At 74.6% G+C, this 15,286-nt stretch carries 15 protein-coding genes; 2 read left to right on the plus strand and 13 right to left on the minus strand.

The window, feature by feature from the left end:
• Positions 1-118 precede the first annotated feature (118 nt).
• From ACZ4MO_RS15680 to ACZ4MO_RS15715, 8 genes are all read right to left on the minus strand, one after another.
• Complete coding sequence (locus ACZ4MO_RS15680) at positions 119-1,252, minus strand: aspartate-semialdehyde dehydrogenase (RefSeq protein WP_175009244.1); 1,134 nt, start codon at positions 1,250-1,252, stop codon at positions 119-121.
• 24 nt (positions 1,253-1,276) lie between these two features.
• Entirely contained in the window at positions 1,277-2,614 is a 1,338-nt protein-coding gene (locus ACZ4MO_RS15685; RefSeq protein WP_074804183.1) for an aspartate kinase, read from the minus strand.
• A gap of 139 nt (positions 2,615-2,753) precedes the next feature.
• Positions 2,754-3,548 (minus strand): formate/nitrite transporter family protein, encoded by a 795-nt coding sequence (locus ACZ4MO_RS15690; RefSeq protein ID WP_175009245.1) that lies wholly within the window; start codon positions 3,546-3,548, stop codon positions 2,754-2,756.
• A gap of 158 nt (positions 3,549-3,706) precedes the next feature.
• The gene (locus ACZ4MO_RS15695; protein WP_175009246.1) at positions 3,707-4,471 is read right to left on the minus strand and encodes an ABC transporter permease; all 765 of its coding nucleotides are present in this window, start codon (positions 4,469-4,471) and stop codon (positions 3,707-3,709) included.
• The gene (locus ACZ4MO_RS15700) at positions 4,468-5,304 is read right to left on the minus strand and encodes an ATP-binding cassette domain-containing protein (RefSeq protein WP_175009247.1); all 837 of its coding nucleotides are present in this window, start codon (positions 5,302-5,304) and stop codon (positions 4,468-4,470) included. The genes ACZ4MO_RS15695 and ACZ4MO_RS15700 overlap by 4 nt, the downstream gene beginning before the upstream one ends.
• Positions 5,305-5,340: 36 nt before the next feature.
• Positions 5,341-6,183: a DUF4097 family beta strand repeat-containing protein gene (locus ACZ4MO_RS15705; RefSeq protein ID WP_175009248.1), complete on the minus strand. Its 843-nt coding sequence runs from the start codon at positions 6,181-6,183 to the stop codon at positions 5,341-5,343.
• 73 nt (positions 6,184-6,256) lie between these two features.
• Entirely contained in the window at positions 6,257-6,787 is a 531-nt protein-coding gene (locus ACZ4MO_RS15710; RefSeq protein WP_061268025.1) for a hypothetical protein, read from the minus strand.
• A 96-nt stretch (positions 6,788-6,883) separates the two neighbouring features.
• Positions 6,884-7,699: a TSUP family transporter gene (locus tag ACZ4MO_RS15715; RefSeq protein ID WP_255437278.1), complete on the minus strand. Its 816-nt coding sequence runs from the start codon at positions 7,697-7,699 to the stop codon at positions 6,884-6,886.
• Positions 7,700-7,816: 117 nt separating this feature from the next.
• Between ACZ4MO_RS15715 and ACZ4MO_RS15720 the strand changes: the two genes are divergently transcribed.
• Complete coding sequence (locus ACZ4MO_RS15720; protein ID WP_175009250.1) at positions 7,817-8,182, plus strand: metalloregulator ArsR/SmtB family transcription factor; 366 nt, start codon at positions 7,817-7,819, stop codon at positions 8,180-8,182.
• Positions 8,179-8,748 carry an SRPBCC domain-containing protein gene (locus tag ACZ4MO_RS15725; RefSeq protein ID WP_175009251.1) on the plus strand — a complete coding sequence of 190 codons (570 nt, stop codon included), beginning with the start codon at positions 8,179-8,181 and terminating at the stop codon, positions 8,746-8,748. Before ACZ4MO_RS15720 ends, ACZ4MO_RS15725 begins: the two co-directional genes overlap by 4 nt.
• A gap of 41 nt (positions 8,749-8,789) precedes the next feature.
• Here the strand turns inward: ACZ4MO_RS15725 and ACZ4MO_RS15730 are convergent, their stop codons facing one another.
• The 5 genes from ACZ4MO_RS15730 to ACZ4MO_RS15750 form a co-directional block, all read right to left on the minus strand.
• Positions 8,790-9,359, minus strand: coding sequence for a DUF5063 domain-containing protein (locus ACZ4MO_RS15730; protein ID WP_061268027.1), 570 nt, complete (start codon positions 9,357-9,359; stop codon positions 8,790-8,792).
• A 15-nt stretch (positions 9,360-9,374) separates the two neighbouring features.
• Entirely contained in the window at positions 9,375-9,974 is a 600-nt protein-coding gene (gene recR / locus ACZ4MO_RS15735; RefSeq protein WP_021483478.1) for a recombination mediator RecR, read from the minus strand.
• Between the two features lie 182 nt (positions 9,975-10,156).
• Positions 10,157-13,225: a DNA polymerase III subunit gamma and tau gene (locus ACZ4MO_RS15740; protein WP_175009252.1), complete on the minus strand. Its 3,069-nt coding sequence runs from the start codon at positions 13,223-13,225 to the stop codon at positions 10,157-10,159.
• A 147-nt stretch (positions 13,226-13,372) separates the two neighbouring features.
• A complete protein-coding gene (locus ACZ4MO_RS15745; protein ID WP_108049735.1) occupies positions 13,373-14,035 on the minus strand; it encodes a methionine ABC transporter permease in 663 nt (220 codons plus the stop codon).
• Positions 14,035-15,240 carry a methionine ABC transporter ATP-binding protein gene (locus ACZ4MO_RS15750; protein WP_186810448.1) on the minus strand — a complete coding sequence of 402 codons (1,206 nt, stop codon included), beginning with the start codon at positions 15,238-15,240 and terminating at the stop codon, positions 14,035-14,037. The genes ACZ4MO_RS15745 and ACZ4MO_RS15750 overlap by 1 nt, the downstream gene beginning before the upstream one ends.
• Between the last annotated feature and the right edge of the window lie 46 nt (positions 15,241-15,286).

The raw sequence follows: 15,286 nt of genomic DNA on the forward strand, positions 1-15,286 counted from the left end.
CACCCCTCGACCACCACCCGCGAGGGAGGCGACCCCCTCGCCACCACCATCTCCCCCCCCCCCGGGACCGGGGCTCTACCCCGCGGTACCGGGCTTCTACCTCGCGGGACCCGGGGCTCTACTGTGCGAGGGCCGGGGCGAACGCGGCGCGGACGCCGTCGAGGTCCTGCGCGACGAGCTCGGCGAGCTGGACCGCGTTGAGCGCGGCGCCCTTGCGGAGGTTGTCGTTCGAGACGAACAGCACGAGACCGCGCCCGCCCGGCACCGACTGGTCGGTGCGGACCCGGCCGACGAACGACGGGTCCTTGCCCGCCGCCTCGAGCGGGTTGGGCACGTCCGCGAGCGCGACGCCGGGGGCGTCGGCGAGGATCGCGCGCGCCCGGTCGGGCGTGATCGGGGCGCCGAACTCGGCGTGGATCGCGAGCGAGTGCCCGGTGAACACGGGGACGCGCACGCACGTGCCCGCGACGGCGAGCTCGGGCAGCCCGAGGATCTTGCGCGACTCGTTGCGGAGCTTCTTCTCCTCGTCCGTCTCCTCCAGCCCGTCGTCGACGATCGACCCGGCGAGCGGCACGACGTTGAACGCGACGTTCCGCGGGAAGACGGCGGGCTCCGGGAGGGCGACCGCGCCGCCGTCGTGCACGAGACCGACGAGGCCCGGGCCGGACCCGTCGGCTGCGGCGGCCTCGGCCTGGGCGCCCGCGACGGCCTGGGCGCGCAGCTCCTCCGCGCCGGCGAGCCCGGCGCCGGAGACGGCCTGGTACGTCGCGACGATCAGGCGCTCCAGCCCGGCCTCGTCCGCGAGCGGCTTGAGGACCGGCATCGCGGCCATCGTCGTGCAGTTCGGGTTGGCGATGATGCCCTTGCGCGCCTCGCGCAGCGCGCCCGGGTTCACCTCCGAGACGACGAGCGGGACGTCGGGGTCCATGCGCCACGCGGAGGAGTTGTCGATGACGACGGCGCCCGCGGCGGCGAAGCGCTCGGCCTGCGCCTTCGACGTCGCGCCGCCCGCGGAGAAGAGCGCGACGTCGATGCCGCGCAGGTCCTCGGTCGGGGTCGCGGCGACGTCCTCCACGACGACGTCGGTCCCGCGCCACGGGAGCGTCGACCCGGCGGAGCGCGCCGACGCGAAGTAGCGGATGCTCGCGACCGGCAGGTCGCGCTCGTCGAGGAGGCGGCGCATGACCGCGCCGACCTGGCCGGTCGCGCCGACGACGGCGAGGTGCAGGCCCGGGGTGCTCTGGGTGCTCATGGGGGGTTCCTCTCCTGCGTCGGGTCAGCGGCCGGTGCCGGCGTAGACGACGGCCTCGCCGTCGGCGGCGTCGAGCTCGAAGGCGGTGTGCACGGCGCGCACCGCGTCGTCGAGCGAGTCCTCGCGCGTGACGACGGAGATGCGGATCTCCGAGGTGGAGATCATCTCGATGTTGATGCCCGCGTCGCGCAGCGCGCCGAACAGCTTCGCGGAGACACCGGGGTGCGACTTCATGCCCGCGCCGACGAGCGAGAGCTTGCCGATCTGGTCGTCGAACTGGAGCGAGTCGAACCCGATCTCGGCCTGCAGCGCCGACAGCGCGGACATCGCGGCCGGGCCGTCTCCCTCGGGGAGGGAGAACGAGATGTCGGTGAGACCCGTGCGGGCTGCCGACACGTTCTGCACGATCATGTCGATGTTCACGCCCGAGCCCGCGACGACCTCGAAGATCCGGGCGGCCGTGCCCGGGACGTCGGGCACGCCGACGACGGTGATCTTGGCCTCGCTGCGGTCGTGCGCGACGCCGGAGATGATCGGGTCTTCCATGACGGTCTCCTCGGGAAGGTCTGCGGTGCTGCCGGCGGTGCCGGCCGGGGAGGCGGCGCTCGCGCCGGGGCGCGCGGTGTACGCGTCCGCGCTGACGAACGTGCCGTCCTTGCCGTTGAAGGACGAGCGCACGTGGATGGGGACGCCGTACCGGCGGCCGTACTCGACGCAGCGCAGCGCGAGGACCTTCGCGCCGCTCGCCGCCATCTCGAGCATCTCCTCGTACGTGATCCGGTCGATCTTGCGCGCGGACGGCACGATGCGCGGGTCCGCCGTGAACACGCCGTCCACGTCGGTGTAGATCTCGCACACGTCGGCGTCGAGCCCCGCGGCGAGCGCGACCGCGGTCGTGTCCGACCCGCCGCGCCCCAGCGTCGTCACGTCGTTCGTCGCCTGCGTCACGCCCTGGAAGCCCGCGACGATCGCGACCTGGCCGCGGTCGAGGGTCTCGCGCACGCGCGTCGGGACGACGTCGACGATGCGCGCCTTGCCGTGCACCGCGTCCGTGATGAGACCGGCCTGCTGCCCGGTGAACGACTTCGCCTTCACGCCGAGGCTCGTGATCGCCATCGCGAGCAGCGACATCGAGATGCGCTCGCCCGCGGTGAGGAGGATGTCCATCTCGCGCTGCGGCGGGAGGGGGCTGACCTGCTGGGCGAGGTCGATGAGCTCGTCGGTCGTGTCGCCCATCGCCGAGACCACGACGACGACGTCGTTCCCGGCCCGCTTCGCCTCGGCGATGCGCTTGGCCACCCGCTTGATGCTCTCGGCGTCCGAGACGGACGAACCGCCGTACTTCTGCACGACAAGTGCCACGTGCTGCTCCATCTGTCGCCGGCCTCCGTCTCTCTCAACGGCCCGCCGGGTGCTTGTGGGTCGGTCGATGATAGGCACGCGTCCCGGGCCCCGGCCAAGCCCGTCCCGCCCTGCGGACCGCGGCAGGCCGCCGCCGGGGTCACACCTCCGGCAGCACGCGGGCCCGCGGCCCGGCCACGACGACGTACGCCAGCCCGACGACGACGGCCCCGCCGACGAGGTTGCCGAGGCCCACCCAGGTGAGGTTGCGGCCGAAGTCGGCCCACGTCGTCGGGCCGAGGTCGCCGAAGAGCCCGAGGGAGAAGGTCGTCATGTTGGCGACGACGTGCTCGAACCCGGACGCGATGAACGCGAGGATCCCCCAGAACAGGATCACCGCCTTGCCGGCCTCCGAGCGCAGGCGCCCGCAGGCCCAGATCGCGGCGCACACGAGGATGTTGCACAGCACGCCGCGGAAGAAGAGCTCTCCCCCGGTCTCGTGCGCCTTCGCGCGGAGCATCGAGGCGACCATCTCGCCCGCCGCCGCGTTCGAGCGCAGCACGCCCGCCTGCGTGACGACCCAGCCGAAGAGCATCGACCCGGCCAGGTTGCCGACGAGGCACAGGCCCAGCGTGGCGACGGCGTCGCGCACGCGGACGGCGCGCGTCGCGACGCCCTGGGTGAGGACCATCATCGCGGACGTGGCGAGCTCGGCCCCGGCGAAGACGACGAGCGTCAGCGCCGCGGCGAACACGCCCCCGGCGACGAGCCGCTCGGCCGGGGACCCGGCGGCGAGGAACGGGCCCGCCGTCGCGACCATGAGCACGACGCCGACGCCGATGTACGCGCCCGCGAGCATCGCCGCGACGAGGTAGCGCCCGGGACGTCTGGCGAAGAGCACCTTCTCCCGGGCCGCCTCCGACTGGGTGGTCACCGCCTGGGCGAGGGTCTGCACGACCTCGATCCTCGCGTCCGGGCGACCTCCCGGACAGGGTCGGTGGTCGCCCGGGCTCGGGGCCGAAGGTCCGCGCGTCGGCTCCGGGGTGCGGACGGGCGAGGGGCCGCGCACGGTCTCCCGCGCGCGGCCCCTCGGGCGTCGGTCCCGGTCGGTCGTCAGCCGACGCGGCGCCGGTAGACCGCTGCCGCCCACGCGTAGGCGAGGACGAGGATGCCGACGAGCCACGCGAGCGCGACCCAGATGTCGCTCCCGACGGGCTGGCCGGCGAAGAGGGACCGCAGGGTGTCGACGATCGCGGTCACGGGCTGGTTCTCGGCGAACCACGCGACCGGTCCCGGCATGCTGTCCGTGGGGACGAACGCCGAGCTGACGAACGGCAGGAAGATCAGCGGGTAGCTGAAGGCGGACGCGCCGTCGACCGTCTTGGCCGACAGCCCGGCGACGACCGCGAGCCAGGTCAGCGCGAGGACGAACAGGACGAGGATGCCGAGGACGGCGAGCCACGCCCCGACGGACGCGTCGGTCCGGAACCCCAGGAGGAGGGCGACAGCCACGACGAGGGTCACGGAGACGAGGTTCGCCACGAGCGAGGTGAGCACGTGCGCCCACAGGACGCTGGACCGGGCGACGGGCATGGACCGGAAGCGCTCGACGATGCCGCCCTGCAGGTCGAGGAACAGCCGGTAGGACGTGTACGCGACGCCGGACGCGACCGTGATGAGCAGGATGCCGGGCAGCAGGTAGTTCACATACGACTCGCCGCTGCCGGTGTCGATCGCGCCCCCGAGCACGTAGACGAAGAGGAGCATGAGCGCGATCGGGGTCACGGCGGTCGTGATGATCGTGTCCGGGCTGCGCAGGACGTGGCGCAGCGAGCGGCCCGTGAGGGCGCGGGTGTCGGCCAGGGCGTGGGTGGTCATCGGGCTTCCTCTCCTGCCGGGCGGGCGCCGTCGACGCTCGTCCGGTCCGCGGTGGGGGCGCTGTCGCCGGCGTCGCCGACGAGCGCGAGGAACACGTCCTCGAGGGAGGGCTGCTTCTCGACGTACTCGACGGTCGCCGGGGGCAGCAGGGCCTTGAGCTCGGCCAGGGTGCCGTTCTGGATGATCGTCCCGCGGTGCAGGATCGCGATCCGGTCGGCGAGCTGCTCGGCCTCGTCGAGGTACTGGGTGGTGAGCAGCACGGTGGTGCCGCCGCGCGCGAGCTCGCGCACCGTGGCCCAGACCTCGATCCGGGCCTGCGGGTCGAGGCCCGTCGTCGGCTCGTCGAGGAAGATGACCGGCGGGTCGCCGATGAGGCTCATGGCGATGTCGAGCCGGCGCCGCATCCCGCCGGAGTAGGTCCCGGCGCGGCGGGCCCCGGCGTCGGTCAGGGAGAACCGGGCGAGCAGCTCGTCCGCGACGCGCCCCGGGTCCGCGAGGTGCCGCAGGCGGGCGACGAGGACCAGGTTCTCCCGTCCGGTGAGCACCTCGTCGACCGCGGCGAACTGCCCCGTCAGCGAGATGGACTCGCGCACGTGCCCGGGCTGCGCGACGACGTCGAACCCGTCGACGGTCGCGGTGCCGGCGTCCGGCGCGAGCAGGGTGGACAGGATCCGCACGAGCGTCGTCTTGCCCGCACCGTTGGACCCGAGCAGCGCGACGATGCTCCCGCGCGCCACCTCGAGGTCGACACCGCGCAGCACGCGCAGGTCGCCGTACGACTTCTCGATGCCTCGCACCCGGACGGCGGGCGCGAGGGTCTGGTCAGCAGACATCTGCGGATCTCCGATCCCTGGGTTCTGGTGGGTGGTTCAGGGCCGGCGGACGACGACGTCGCCGAACCCGGTGCTGGCGTGGATCTCCGCGGTGGCCTCGTCCTCGACGGGGCCCTCCGTGGGCGTGAGGTGGTTGCGCACGCTGCCGTGCTCGGAGCTCGCGTCGAGGAACGCGGCGGTCCCCTCGGGCACGCCCACCTCGATCGAGCCGTACGACGTCGCGAGGGTGACGCTCCCCGACTCCAGGCGCTCGACCCGGATGCCGGCGTGCGCGGACTTGGCCGTGACCGTGCCGCTCACGCGGGCCACCGCGATGTCGCCGTGCGCACCGTGCACCGCGAGCGAGCCGGTGACGGCGCCGACCGTCGTCGTGCCGTTCGTCGCCTTGATCGTGCCCTCGCCACGGACCTCCTCGACGCGGACCGACCCGGCGCTGGCGCGGGCGTCCAGCGAGCCCCGCACGCGACGCGCCGCCACGGAGCCCGCCGAGGTCTTGACGTCGAGCCGGTCGACGTCCTCGACGCGAGCGTCCCCGGCGGAGAGCGCCATCTCGACGGTGCCGAGGCTGCCCTCGGCGTAGAGCGAGCCCGCCTTGCCGCGCACGTCGGAGCCCGCGGGCAGCTCGACGGTGATGTCGGCGGTGCCGGACGCGAACGGCAGCACGTACTGCTTCCACGAGCCGGGGTAGGAGATCGTGAGGGCGCTGACGTCGCCGTCGACGCGGACCGCCTCGGCGGCGCGGACGCTGCCTGACTTGGCCGGGTCGGTCGGCAGGACCGTGACGACGACGTCGTCACGGTCCCCGGCGACCACGTGCAGGTGGGCGAACGGCACGTCGACGACGACGGGCAGGGGTTGCGGGGCGGGGAAAGTGGGCATGACGAAGCTCCAGGAGTGGTGTCGTGGTGGTGTCAGGTGCGGTCGGAGAGGGCGGGGACGGAGACCGAGGCGGTCAGCGCACCCAGCCGGTGACGCGGGCGGAGCCGCGCTGCTGCGGGCGGGCCTGCGCGGCCGGGCGCCCGGTGGACTGCTCGAGCGCCGCGGCGACCGCGCGCACGAGCCACGTGTTGACGGAGACGCCGTCGCGGGCGGCGGCGGTCTCGGCCTGCGTCTTGAGATGGTCGGGCAGGCGCAGGGTCGTGCGGGTCGTGGCCCCGGCCTCGACGTCGGACGGCGCGGGCCCGGCGGCCGTGGCCGGGGTGTTCGCGGGGACGAGGCCCTCGACCGGGGCGGGCGCGGCGGCGGGGACGGCGACCACGAACTCGGGGGCACCGCCTCGCAGCCGCACGTCCACCGACCCCGGGGCGAGGTCTGCGGAGATCTCCCCCGCCGCGGCGGAGAGCGCGTCGAGGAGCACGAGACGCACGGCCGCGTCGAGCGGTGCGGTCAGGCGCTCCGCAAGCCGACGGCCGTCGTCCCCGGCGGCGTCCGCGGCGGCGGCGAGGCGGTTCTGGAGGTCGTCGACATACGGGGTGAGGTCCATGACGCCATCATGGCACCACGAGTGGTGTCACCGCAACCCCTCCGCGACAACACGTTGACACCACTGGTGACATCGGACCCCGACGGTGCGGAGAGCTCAGGCGGTGAGGTCGCGGACGACGTCGTACCCGAGCTTGACGATCAGCGCGCCGACGACGACCACGAAGACCACGCGTACGAACGCGCTGCCCTTGGCGACCGCCATCCGGGCGCCCACGTACGCCCCGAGCAGGTTGGCCGCGCCCATGAGGAGGCCCAGCCCCCACAGCACCGCGCCGTACGGCACGAAGAAGATCAGCGCGCCGGCGTTCGTGGCGAAGTTCGCGATCTTCGCGAGCGCCGACGCCGGCAGGAACGCGTACCCGAGGATGCTCACGAGCGCGATGACGAAGAACGTCCCGGTGCCCGGTCCGAGCAGGCCGTCGTAGGTGCCGATGACCAGGCCGATCCCGGCCGCCGCCCACCGGTGGCCGTTGCCCTCCCAGCGCAGGTTCGTGCTGTGCCCGAGGCTCGGCTTCGCGATCGTGTAGGCCGCGACGCCGACGAGCACCACGAGGATGATCGGCTTGAACAGGTCGGCCGGGATGCGCGACGCGAGCGCCGCTCCCCCGACGGCGCCCACGAGCGCGGCGAGCGCCATGGGCCCGGCCGTGCGCAGGTCCGGCCCGACGCGACGGTAGTACGTCGCGGCGCTCACCGACGTCCCCATGATGCTCGCGAGCTTGTTCGTCGCGAGCGCCTGCACGGGGCTGATGCCCGGGACGAGAAGCAGCGCCGGGAGCTGGACGAGCCCGCCCCCGCCGACGACGGCGTCGATCCACCCCGCCGTGAGCGCGGCGAGGACGAGCAGGAGGACGGTCACGCCGTCGATCTCGAGGCCGCCGGAGACCGGGAGGGAGAGGGCGGGAAGCACCCCCCAGTGGTACCACGCGGACGCGGCGCGCCCGGGCCGGGTCCACGACCGGTCCGCGACCCGTCCACGGCTGAGGAAGCTCTTCCCTATGCGTAACATCGCGGTTACGCTTCCTGGATGGACGTGTTCGAGGCCGTCGCCGACGACGTGCGCCGCGACCTGCTCCGCGCGCTGGGGGCCGGGTCGCTCAGCGCGGGTGACCTCGCGCGCGTGCGCGGCGACGTCTCCCGCCCCGCCGTGAGCCGCCACCTGCGCGTGCTGCGCGAGGCCGGGCTGGTCGAGGCCGTCGTCGCGGGACGCCGTCGCCTCTACTCGCTGCGGCCCGCCGCGCTCGACCCGCTCGCCGCGTTCGTCGCGGCGCTCACCGCACCCGCCCCGCCCGTCCCGGCGCGGGCGCTCGACGGCCTCGACCTCGAGGTCCGCCGCACCACCCGAGAACGTCGTGCCGAACGCGGCACGACCCAGCAGGAGGAGAGCGCATGAGCGACCCGACGAACCCCTCGCCAGCCCCCGCGCCGACGGCACCCGGTGCGCCGGAACCCGGTGCGCCGGAACCCGGCGGGACGGTCGAGCGCGGCCCCGCGGGCGACGAGCTCGTCGTCACGCGGACGTTCCGCGCCCCCGCCGACGACGTGTGGGCGAGCCTCACGGAGCCCGACCGGCTCGCGCGCTGGATCGGCTACTGGGAGGGCGACCCCTCGACCGGCCGCGTCGAGTTCTTCATGACGGCCGAGAGCGACGACCCCGAGCCCGAGGAGTACCGCATCACCCGGTGCGAGCCGCCGCACCGCTTCGCCGGGGTGACGTCGTCGGGCGACCAGACGTGGCACCTGTCCTTCGAGCTCGCCGAGCAGGACGGCGTCACGACGCTGACCTTCCGCCAGCTCCTCGGCCCCGGCGACGACGCCCGGAACGTCGGGCCCGGGTGGGAGTACTACCTCGACCGGCTCGTCGCCGTCCGCGAGGGGCGCGACGCCGCCACCGTGCCGTGGGAGCCGTACCTCGCCGGGCTCGCGGACCACTACGGCCGGGCGGGCGACGCCGTCTGACCGCGCGACGCCTGCGGCACGGCGGCACCGGGAGCGGCGGCTCAGGACTGGAGCGCGTCGTACTCCGCCTCGGTCGCGACGTCGTCCTCGACGTCGAGACGCAGGTGCGCGAGCGCGAGCTGCAGGACGCGCAGCGCGCTCGCGGCACGCTCCCCCCACAGCGAGACGTACGAGAACTGCCACCACCACAGCCCCTCGAGCTCGCGCCCGGCGTCGTAGTGCTGCAGGCCCTTCGCGAGGCACTCGGCGACGCACGCGAGGTCGCCCGAGAGCGACGCCGCACCGACCTCGGCGCCGACGAGCGGGTCGGTGATCTCGGCGTAGTCGTCGAACCCGTCGAAGAGCCGCGCGAGCGCCGTCCGCAGCGGGTCCACGTCCGTGTCGCGGCCGGCGTCGGGCTCGAAGCGCTCGACCGGCACGACGTCGCCCACGGCTCCCAGGCGGGCGCCCGCCGCGAGCGCGTCGGACAGCGCGAGGAGCAGGAGCGGCAGCACCGCCCCCGGGGCCGCGCCGGACGCGACCTGCGTCGTCGTGGTGAGGTAGGCGCGGGCCTGCTCCGCCATGCCCTCGGCGATCTCCCGCAGGTCGGGGTCGTTGTGGATCTCCCCCATGCTCGTCACCTCCCGTCAGCCGCCGACGAGGCGTCGGCCCTCGAACGCCCGGCCGAGCGTCACCTCGTCCGCGTACTCCAAGTCTCCACCGACGGGGAGCCCGGACGCGAGGCGGGTCACGCGCAGGCCCATGGGGCCGAGCATGCGCGCGAGGTAGGTGGCGGTGGCCTCGCCCTCGACGTTCGGGTCGGTCGCGAGGATCACCTCGGTCACCTGCCCGTCCGCGAGCCGGCTCATGAGCTCCGCGATCCGCAGGTCGCCCGGCCCGACGTTCTCGATCGGGTTGATGGCCCCGCCGAGCACGTGGTACCGGCCGCGGAACTCGCGCGTGCGCTCGATCGCGACGACGTCCTTGGGCTCCTCGACGACGCAGATCACCTCGGGCGAGCGGCGCGGGTCCGCGCAGATGCGGCACTGCTCCGACTCCGCGACGTTCCCGCACGTCTCGCAGAAGCGGACGCGCGCCTTCACCTCGGTGAGGGCGTCGGCGAGCCGGCGCACGTCCACCGCGTCCGCGGCGAGCAGGTGGAACGCGATGCGCTGCGCGCTCTTGGGCCCGACGCCGGGGAGTCGGCCGAGCTCGTCGATCAGGTCCTGGACCGCGCCTTCGTACACGCCCCCAGCCTACGGGGCGCGGCCCACACGACGGACCCGGATCGGTCCGGGAGCTCGAGCGTCACGGTCCGCGTGGCGCCGTCGTGTACGTCGCCTCGTAGGTGATGGCAGGCCCCGGACCACCCCGGCCGCCGAGCGTCGACGGGTCGAAGACCTCCCCCGGCAACCAGCTTCCGGGGGCGTCAGCCCTGGTCCTGGATCTCCTCGATGATCTTGCCGTCGAGCAGGCTCACCACGAGCGCGGTCCCGACGAGGCCCGTCGAGACGATGTCGGGGTCGTCCGCGGACGGGAGGTCGTCCATCGGGTCGACGGCGGACGTCTCACCCCGCGTGGGCTCCACTGTCCGCGGGACGCGGGCCGCCGCGATCGCCGCGCGCGCGGCGGAGACGCCGCGCAACGGGGCTGCCGACGAGCTCGCGGGAGCGGCCGGTGCCGCCGTCCGGGCAGGCGCCTCCTGGCGCGGTTCCGCGGACGTCGCCGCGCCGGGGCGTCCGGGCGCGGGGGCGGCGGGCGACGCGGTCCGGGCAGAGGTCTGCGTGACGGTCGGGGTGGGCACCGAGGCCGGTTCGAGCACGGGCTCCGGCTCGGGGCCGTCGTCGAGGTCGGCGGGCGGCTCCGCGGGCAGTCCCGCGAGCCACGCCTCGTCCGCGCTGTCCACGCGCGGCTCGGGCGCGGGCGTCGGCGCCGCCGCCCCGGCGAGCCACGCCTCGTCCGCGGCGTTCACCACGGTCGATCCGGCCGGCGGCCCGGCAGGTGCGGTCTCGGCGCTCGGTCGTTCCTGGAGCGCGACGGCGGCGCGCGGGGTCTCGTGCGCCTCCGCGGCCTCGCCGGCCGGGCGGGAGGTGCTCGAGGAGCGGACGGCGCCGGGGGCGCTCGGCGCCGCGACGGTCGCGACCGGGACCGTCGCCTGCGAGCCGCCCGGGGCGTGGAGGGCGGCAGCCCCGGCGGTCGCCGCCGTGCCGGAGGCCGGGGCACCGGACACCGGGGCGCCGGGCGCGGGCGCCGGTGCGGGGCCCGTCGACGGCGCAGGCGATGCCGGCGCGGGGCCCGACGACGGTGCCGAGCCGCCGCCCGCCTGGCCACCCTCGTCGAGGCGCGGCTCGACGCGGACCTGGAGCCCGAGCGTCTGGTAGACGACGTCCTGGACCGCGCTCGTGTGCCGGGACGACGAGAAGGTGCGGGCCAGCCCGGGCGACGGGAAGGCGAGGTAGAGCACGTCGGCGCCGAGCTCCGCGACCTGCGCGTTGGCGCTCACCAGCGACCACGTCACGGGGCTCGCGCGGAGGTTCTCGAGGACCTCCGGCCAGCGCCGGCGCAGCTCCTCGGTCGTCAGGGCAGGGCTCGCGCCACCCGCCGCCGGAGCGGACGGCGCGGCCGCGCCCTGCCGGGGAGCCGCCTCGCGCGGCGTCGACGGCCGCTGGGCGTCCTCGCGCGGCGCCTCCTCGCGTGACGTCGCGTGGCGCGATGCCTCGTGGTGCGGTGCCTCGGAGGTGTGGGAGGGAGCGTTCGCCGAGGCAGCAGAGGCAGCGGTCTCGCGGTCGCGGTCGTCCGAGGCCTCGGACTCCGAGACGGACGTCGTGCCGGACTCGGCGCCTGACGTCGCGTCGGACGCCGGTCGGGGCGGGGCGCTCGCCTCACCGGACACGGGACCGGTCCGCTCGGGGGCGGACGCCTCGGCAGGCGCGGTCTCCTCGCGCGGCGCGGACGAGTCGGCGGGAGCGGACGACCCCACGGCCGACCCGGCACCGTCGCCGGCCGACGGCCTTGCACCGTCGGCCGCCGACGCCGCGGCGCCGTCAGCAGCGGGCGACACGGCGGCGTCGCCGGACCGACGGTCCTGCTCCGGCGCGGAGGGAGCCTCGACGCGCCCGACCGACGTCGGGTCCTGCGCGACCGGCGCACCCGCGGGGGCAGCAGCAGCCTGGGCCGGTCGCGGGGGCCGGAGCGCCGCACGGACGGCGGCGGCGCCGGTGAGACCCGACGAGGGCACGCCGACCGGGGACGCGGCCGGAGCCGTGGCCGTGGCGCCGCCGTCGCCCGGGGCGGTCGTCCCTGCGGGGGGCGGGACCACGACGTTGCCCAGGCCGCCACGCTCGAGCCGGTCGAGGCGCGCCGCGAACCCGGCCGCGCCGTCGTCCGCCCCGGGCAGGAGCAGGCGGGCCATGAGGAGCTCGAGGTGCAGGCGGGGCGACGTCGCGCCCGTCATCTCGGTGAGCGCGGCGTTGACGAGGTCGGCGGCCCGGGACAGCTCGGCCACCCCGAGGTGCTGCGCCTGCGTGCGCATGCGCTCGAGCTGGTCGGCGGGCTGGTCGCGCAGGACGGCCTGCGCCTCGTCGCCCGAGACCGCGATGACGATGAGGTCGCGCAGGCGCTCGAGCACGTCCTCGACGAAGCGCCGCGGCTCGTGCCCCGTCGCGATGACGTGGTCCACGACGCGGAAGATGCTCGCGCCGTCGCGCGCAGCGAGGGCGTCCACGACGTCGTCGAGCAGGGTGGCGTGCGTGAAGCCGAGGAGCGCGACCGCTCGCTCGTACTCGACGGCGCCGTCCTCGGCACCCGCGATGAGCTGGTCCATGACGGACAGCGAGTCGCGGACGGAGCCGCCGCCCGCGCGCGTCACGAGCGGGACGACGCCGCTGCCGATCGCCACGCCCTCGGCCGCGCAGAGCTCCTCGAGGTAGGGGCCGAGCACGTCGGGCGGGACGAGGCGGAAGGGATAGTGGTGGGTGCGCGAGCGGATGGTGCCGATGACCTTGTCCGGCTCCGTCGTCGCGAAGACGAACTTCACGTGCTCCGGCGGCTCCTCGACGAGCTTGAGCAGAGCGTTGAAGCCCTGCGGCGTCACCATGTGCGCCTCGTCGAGGATGAAGATCTTGTACCGGTCGCGCGCGGGGGCGAACGCGGCACGCTCGCGCAGCTCGCGCGCGTCGTCCACGCCGTTGTGCGACGCCGCGTCGATCTCGACCACGTCGAGGCTGCCGGGGCCGCCGCGCGCGAGCTCGACGCACGACGGGCACTGCCCGCACGGCGTGTCGAGCGGGCTCTCCGGGGTGTTCCGCTCGCAGTTGAGCGTGCGCGCGAGGATGCGCGCGCTCGTCGTCTTGCCGCACCCCCGGGGCCCGGAGAAGAGATAGGCGTGGTTCACGCGACCGCTGCGCAGCGCCTGCATGAGCGGTGCGGTCACGTGGTCCTGACCGATCACCTCGGCGAAGGTCTCGGGCCGGTAGCGGCGGTACAGGGCGGTGCTCACCCCGGTCACTCTAGACGCCGCGACCCACACGCACGAGGTCGCTCCGCCGTCGTCCCGCCGGGCTGCCACGAGATCGACCCGCACGCCGGGGATCGACCCTCAGGAGGTCGATCGGGGGACGCGCGGGTCGATCTCGGCGAGGGCAGGTCAGCGGTGCAGCGCCTTGCGCGCGAGCCAGTTGCCCAGCAGCTGCGCGACCTGGACGATCGCGATGATGACGAGCACCGTCACGACCACGACGGCCCAGTTGTAGCGCTGGTAGCCGTAGACGATCGCGAAGTTCCCCAGGCCGCCGCCGCCGATGATCCCGGCGATGGCGGACATGTCGAGCACCGCGATGAAGAGGAACGTGTAGCCGAGGATGAGCGGCGCGAGCGCCTCGGGCACGAGCACCGTCGTGATGATGCGCCACGACGACGCGCCCATGGCGCGCGCCGCCTCGATGACGCCCGGGTCGATCCCCACGAGGTTCTGCTCGACGATGCGGCTCGTGCCGAACGCCGTCATCACCGACAGGGGGAAGATGAACGCCTCCGTGCCGAGCGTCGTCCCGACCACCTGGAGCGTCACCGGGCCGAGCAGCGTGACGAAGATGATGAACGGGATCGGCCGCACGATGTTGACGAGCACGTTGAGCACGCCGAACACCCAGCGGTTGGCGAGCAGGTTGCCACGCCGCGTCACGTAGAGCGCGATGCCGAGCGCGAGGCCCGCGACACCGCCCGTGAGCAGGGCGACGGACACCATCTGGAGCGTCTGGCCGAACGACTCGACGAGGATCGGCCACAGCTGGGACCAGTCGCGGTTCATCACAGACCTCCGGGGATGCCGTGTCGGAACGGGACGCTCTGGGCGCCGCCGAGCGGATCGCCTCGGCCGGTACCGGTGTCGTCCCCGTCGTCCTCGCCCGGCTCGGCGGCGAGGCGCGCGACGCGCGGGTCGTCGAGCGGGTGCGCCGCCGTCCCGAGGTCGACGACGTCGGCACGCTCGCCGAGCGCGAGGAGGAACGGCGCGATGCGGTCCTCGGGCGCGTCGAGCTCGACGGTGAGCGACCCGAACGGCCGCTCCCCCACCTCGGAGATGCCGCCGTAGACGACGGACCCGTCGACGTCGTGCTCGCGCAGCAGGCGGAACAGGTCCGTCCCGGTGCTCGCGCCCTCGCGCACGCCGACCGTCACGAGGCGGCCCGGGTGGCGCTCGCGCAGGCGGGCGAGCGTCTCGCGCGACGGCCGGTCGTGCAGCGCGGTGCCGACGAACCGCTGCGCGGCGTCGGCGCGGGGCGCGGAGAAGACGTCGTACACGTCGCCCGTCTCGACGACCTTCCCGTGCTCCATCACGGCGACGCGGTGGCAGGTCGAGCGCACGACCTCCATCTCGTGCGTGATGACGACGATGGTGATGCCGAGCTCGGCGTTGACGCGCCGCAGGAGCGCGAGGACCTCGCGCGTCGTCTCGGGGTCGAGCGCGGAGGTCGCCTCGTCGGCGAGGAGGATCGTGGGCTGCGCCGCGAGCGCGCGGGCGATCCCGACGCGCTGCTTCTGCCCGCCCGAGAGCTGGCGCGGGTAGGCCTTCGCCTTGTCGGCGAGCCCCACGAACGCGAGGAGCTCGGCGACGCGCGCCGCGCGCTTCTCGCGCGACCAGCCCGCCACCTTGAGCGGGTAGGCCACGTTCCCGGCGACGGTGCGCGACGACAGGAGGTTGAACTGCTGGAACACCATCCCGATCCGCGAGCGCACCTCGCGCACGCGGCGCTCGGACAGGCCCGTGATGACCTGGCCGTCGACGACGACCTCGCCGCTCGTCACCGTCTCCAGCGCGTTGACGAGCCGCACGAGCGTCGACTTCCCGGCGCCGGAGTAGCCGATGACGCCGAAGATCTCGCCGCGGCGGATGGACAGCGAGACGTCGTCGACCGCGTGCACGGCACCGTCGCCCTCGCCGAAGGTCTTGCTCACGTGGCGCAGCTCGATCGCGGGCTGCTCGTCACCACCCGGGTCGCGGGGGACGTCGGTCACGTCGGAATCCTCTCGTCGGAGGCCGGGCCGCAGGGCCGGGCCGCCT

The sequence above is a fragment of the Sphaerisporangium cinnabarinum genome (genome assembly GCF_055567015.1).

Bases quoted from the DNA above. Each gene is read 5' to 3' on its own strand.
- ACZ4MO_RS15680 (WP_175009244.1), bottom strand. From the start codon at position 1,252: ATGAGCACCCAGAGCACCCCGGGCCTGCACCTCGCCGTCGTCGGCGCG.
- ACZ4MO_RS15695 (WP_175009246.1), bottom strand. From the start codon at position 4,471: ATGACCACCCACGCCCTGGCCGACACCCGCGCCCTCACGGGCCGCTCG.
- ACZ4MO_RS15700 (WP_175009247.1), bottom strand. From the start codon at position 5,304: ATGTCTGCTGACCAGACCCTCGCGCCCGCCGTCCGGGTGCGAGGCATC.
- ACZ4MO_RS15705 (WP_175009248.1), bottom strand. From the start codon at position 6,183: ATGCCCACTTTCCCCGCCCCGCAACCCCTGCCCGTCGTCGTCGACGTG.
- ACZ4MO_RS15710 (WP_061268025.1), bottom strand. From the start codon at position 6,787: ATGGACCTCACCCCGTATGTCGACGACCTCCAGAACCGCCTCGCCGCC.
- ACZ4MO_RS15720 (WP_175009250.1), top strand. From the start codon at position 7,817: ATGGACGTGTTCGAGGCCGTCGCCGACGACGTGCGCCGCGACCTGCTC.
- ACZ4MO_RS15725 (WP_175009251.1), top strand. From the start codon at position 8,179: ATGAGCGACCCGACGAACCCCTCGCCAGCCCCCGCGCCGACGGCACCC.
- ACZ4MO_RS15730 (WP_061268027.1), bottom strand. From the start codon at position 9,359: ATGGGGGAGATCCACAACGACCCCGACCTGCGGGAGATCGCCGAGGGC.
- ACZ4MO_RS15745 (WP_108049735.1), bottom strand. From the start codon at position 14,035: ATGAACCGCGACTGGTCCCAGCTGTGGCCGATCCTCGTCGAGTCGTTC.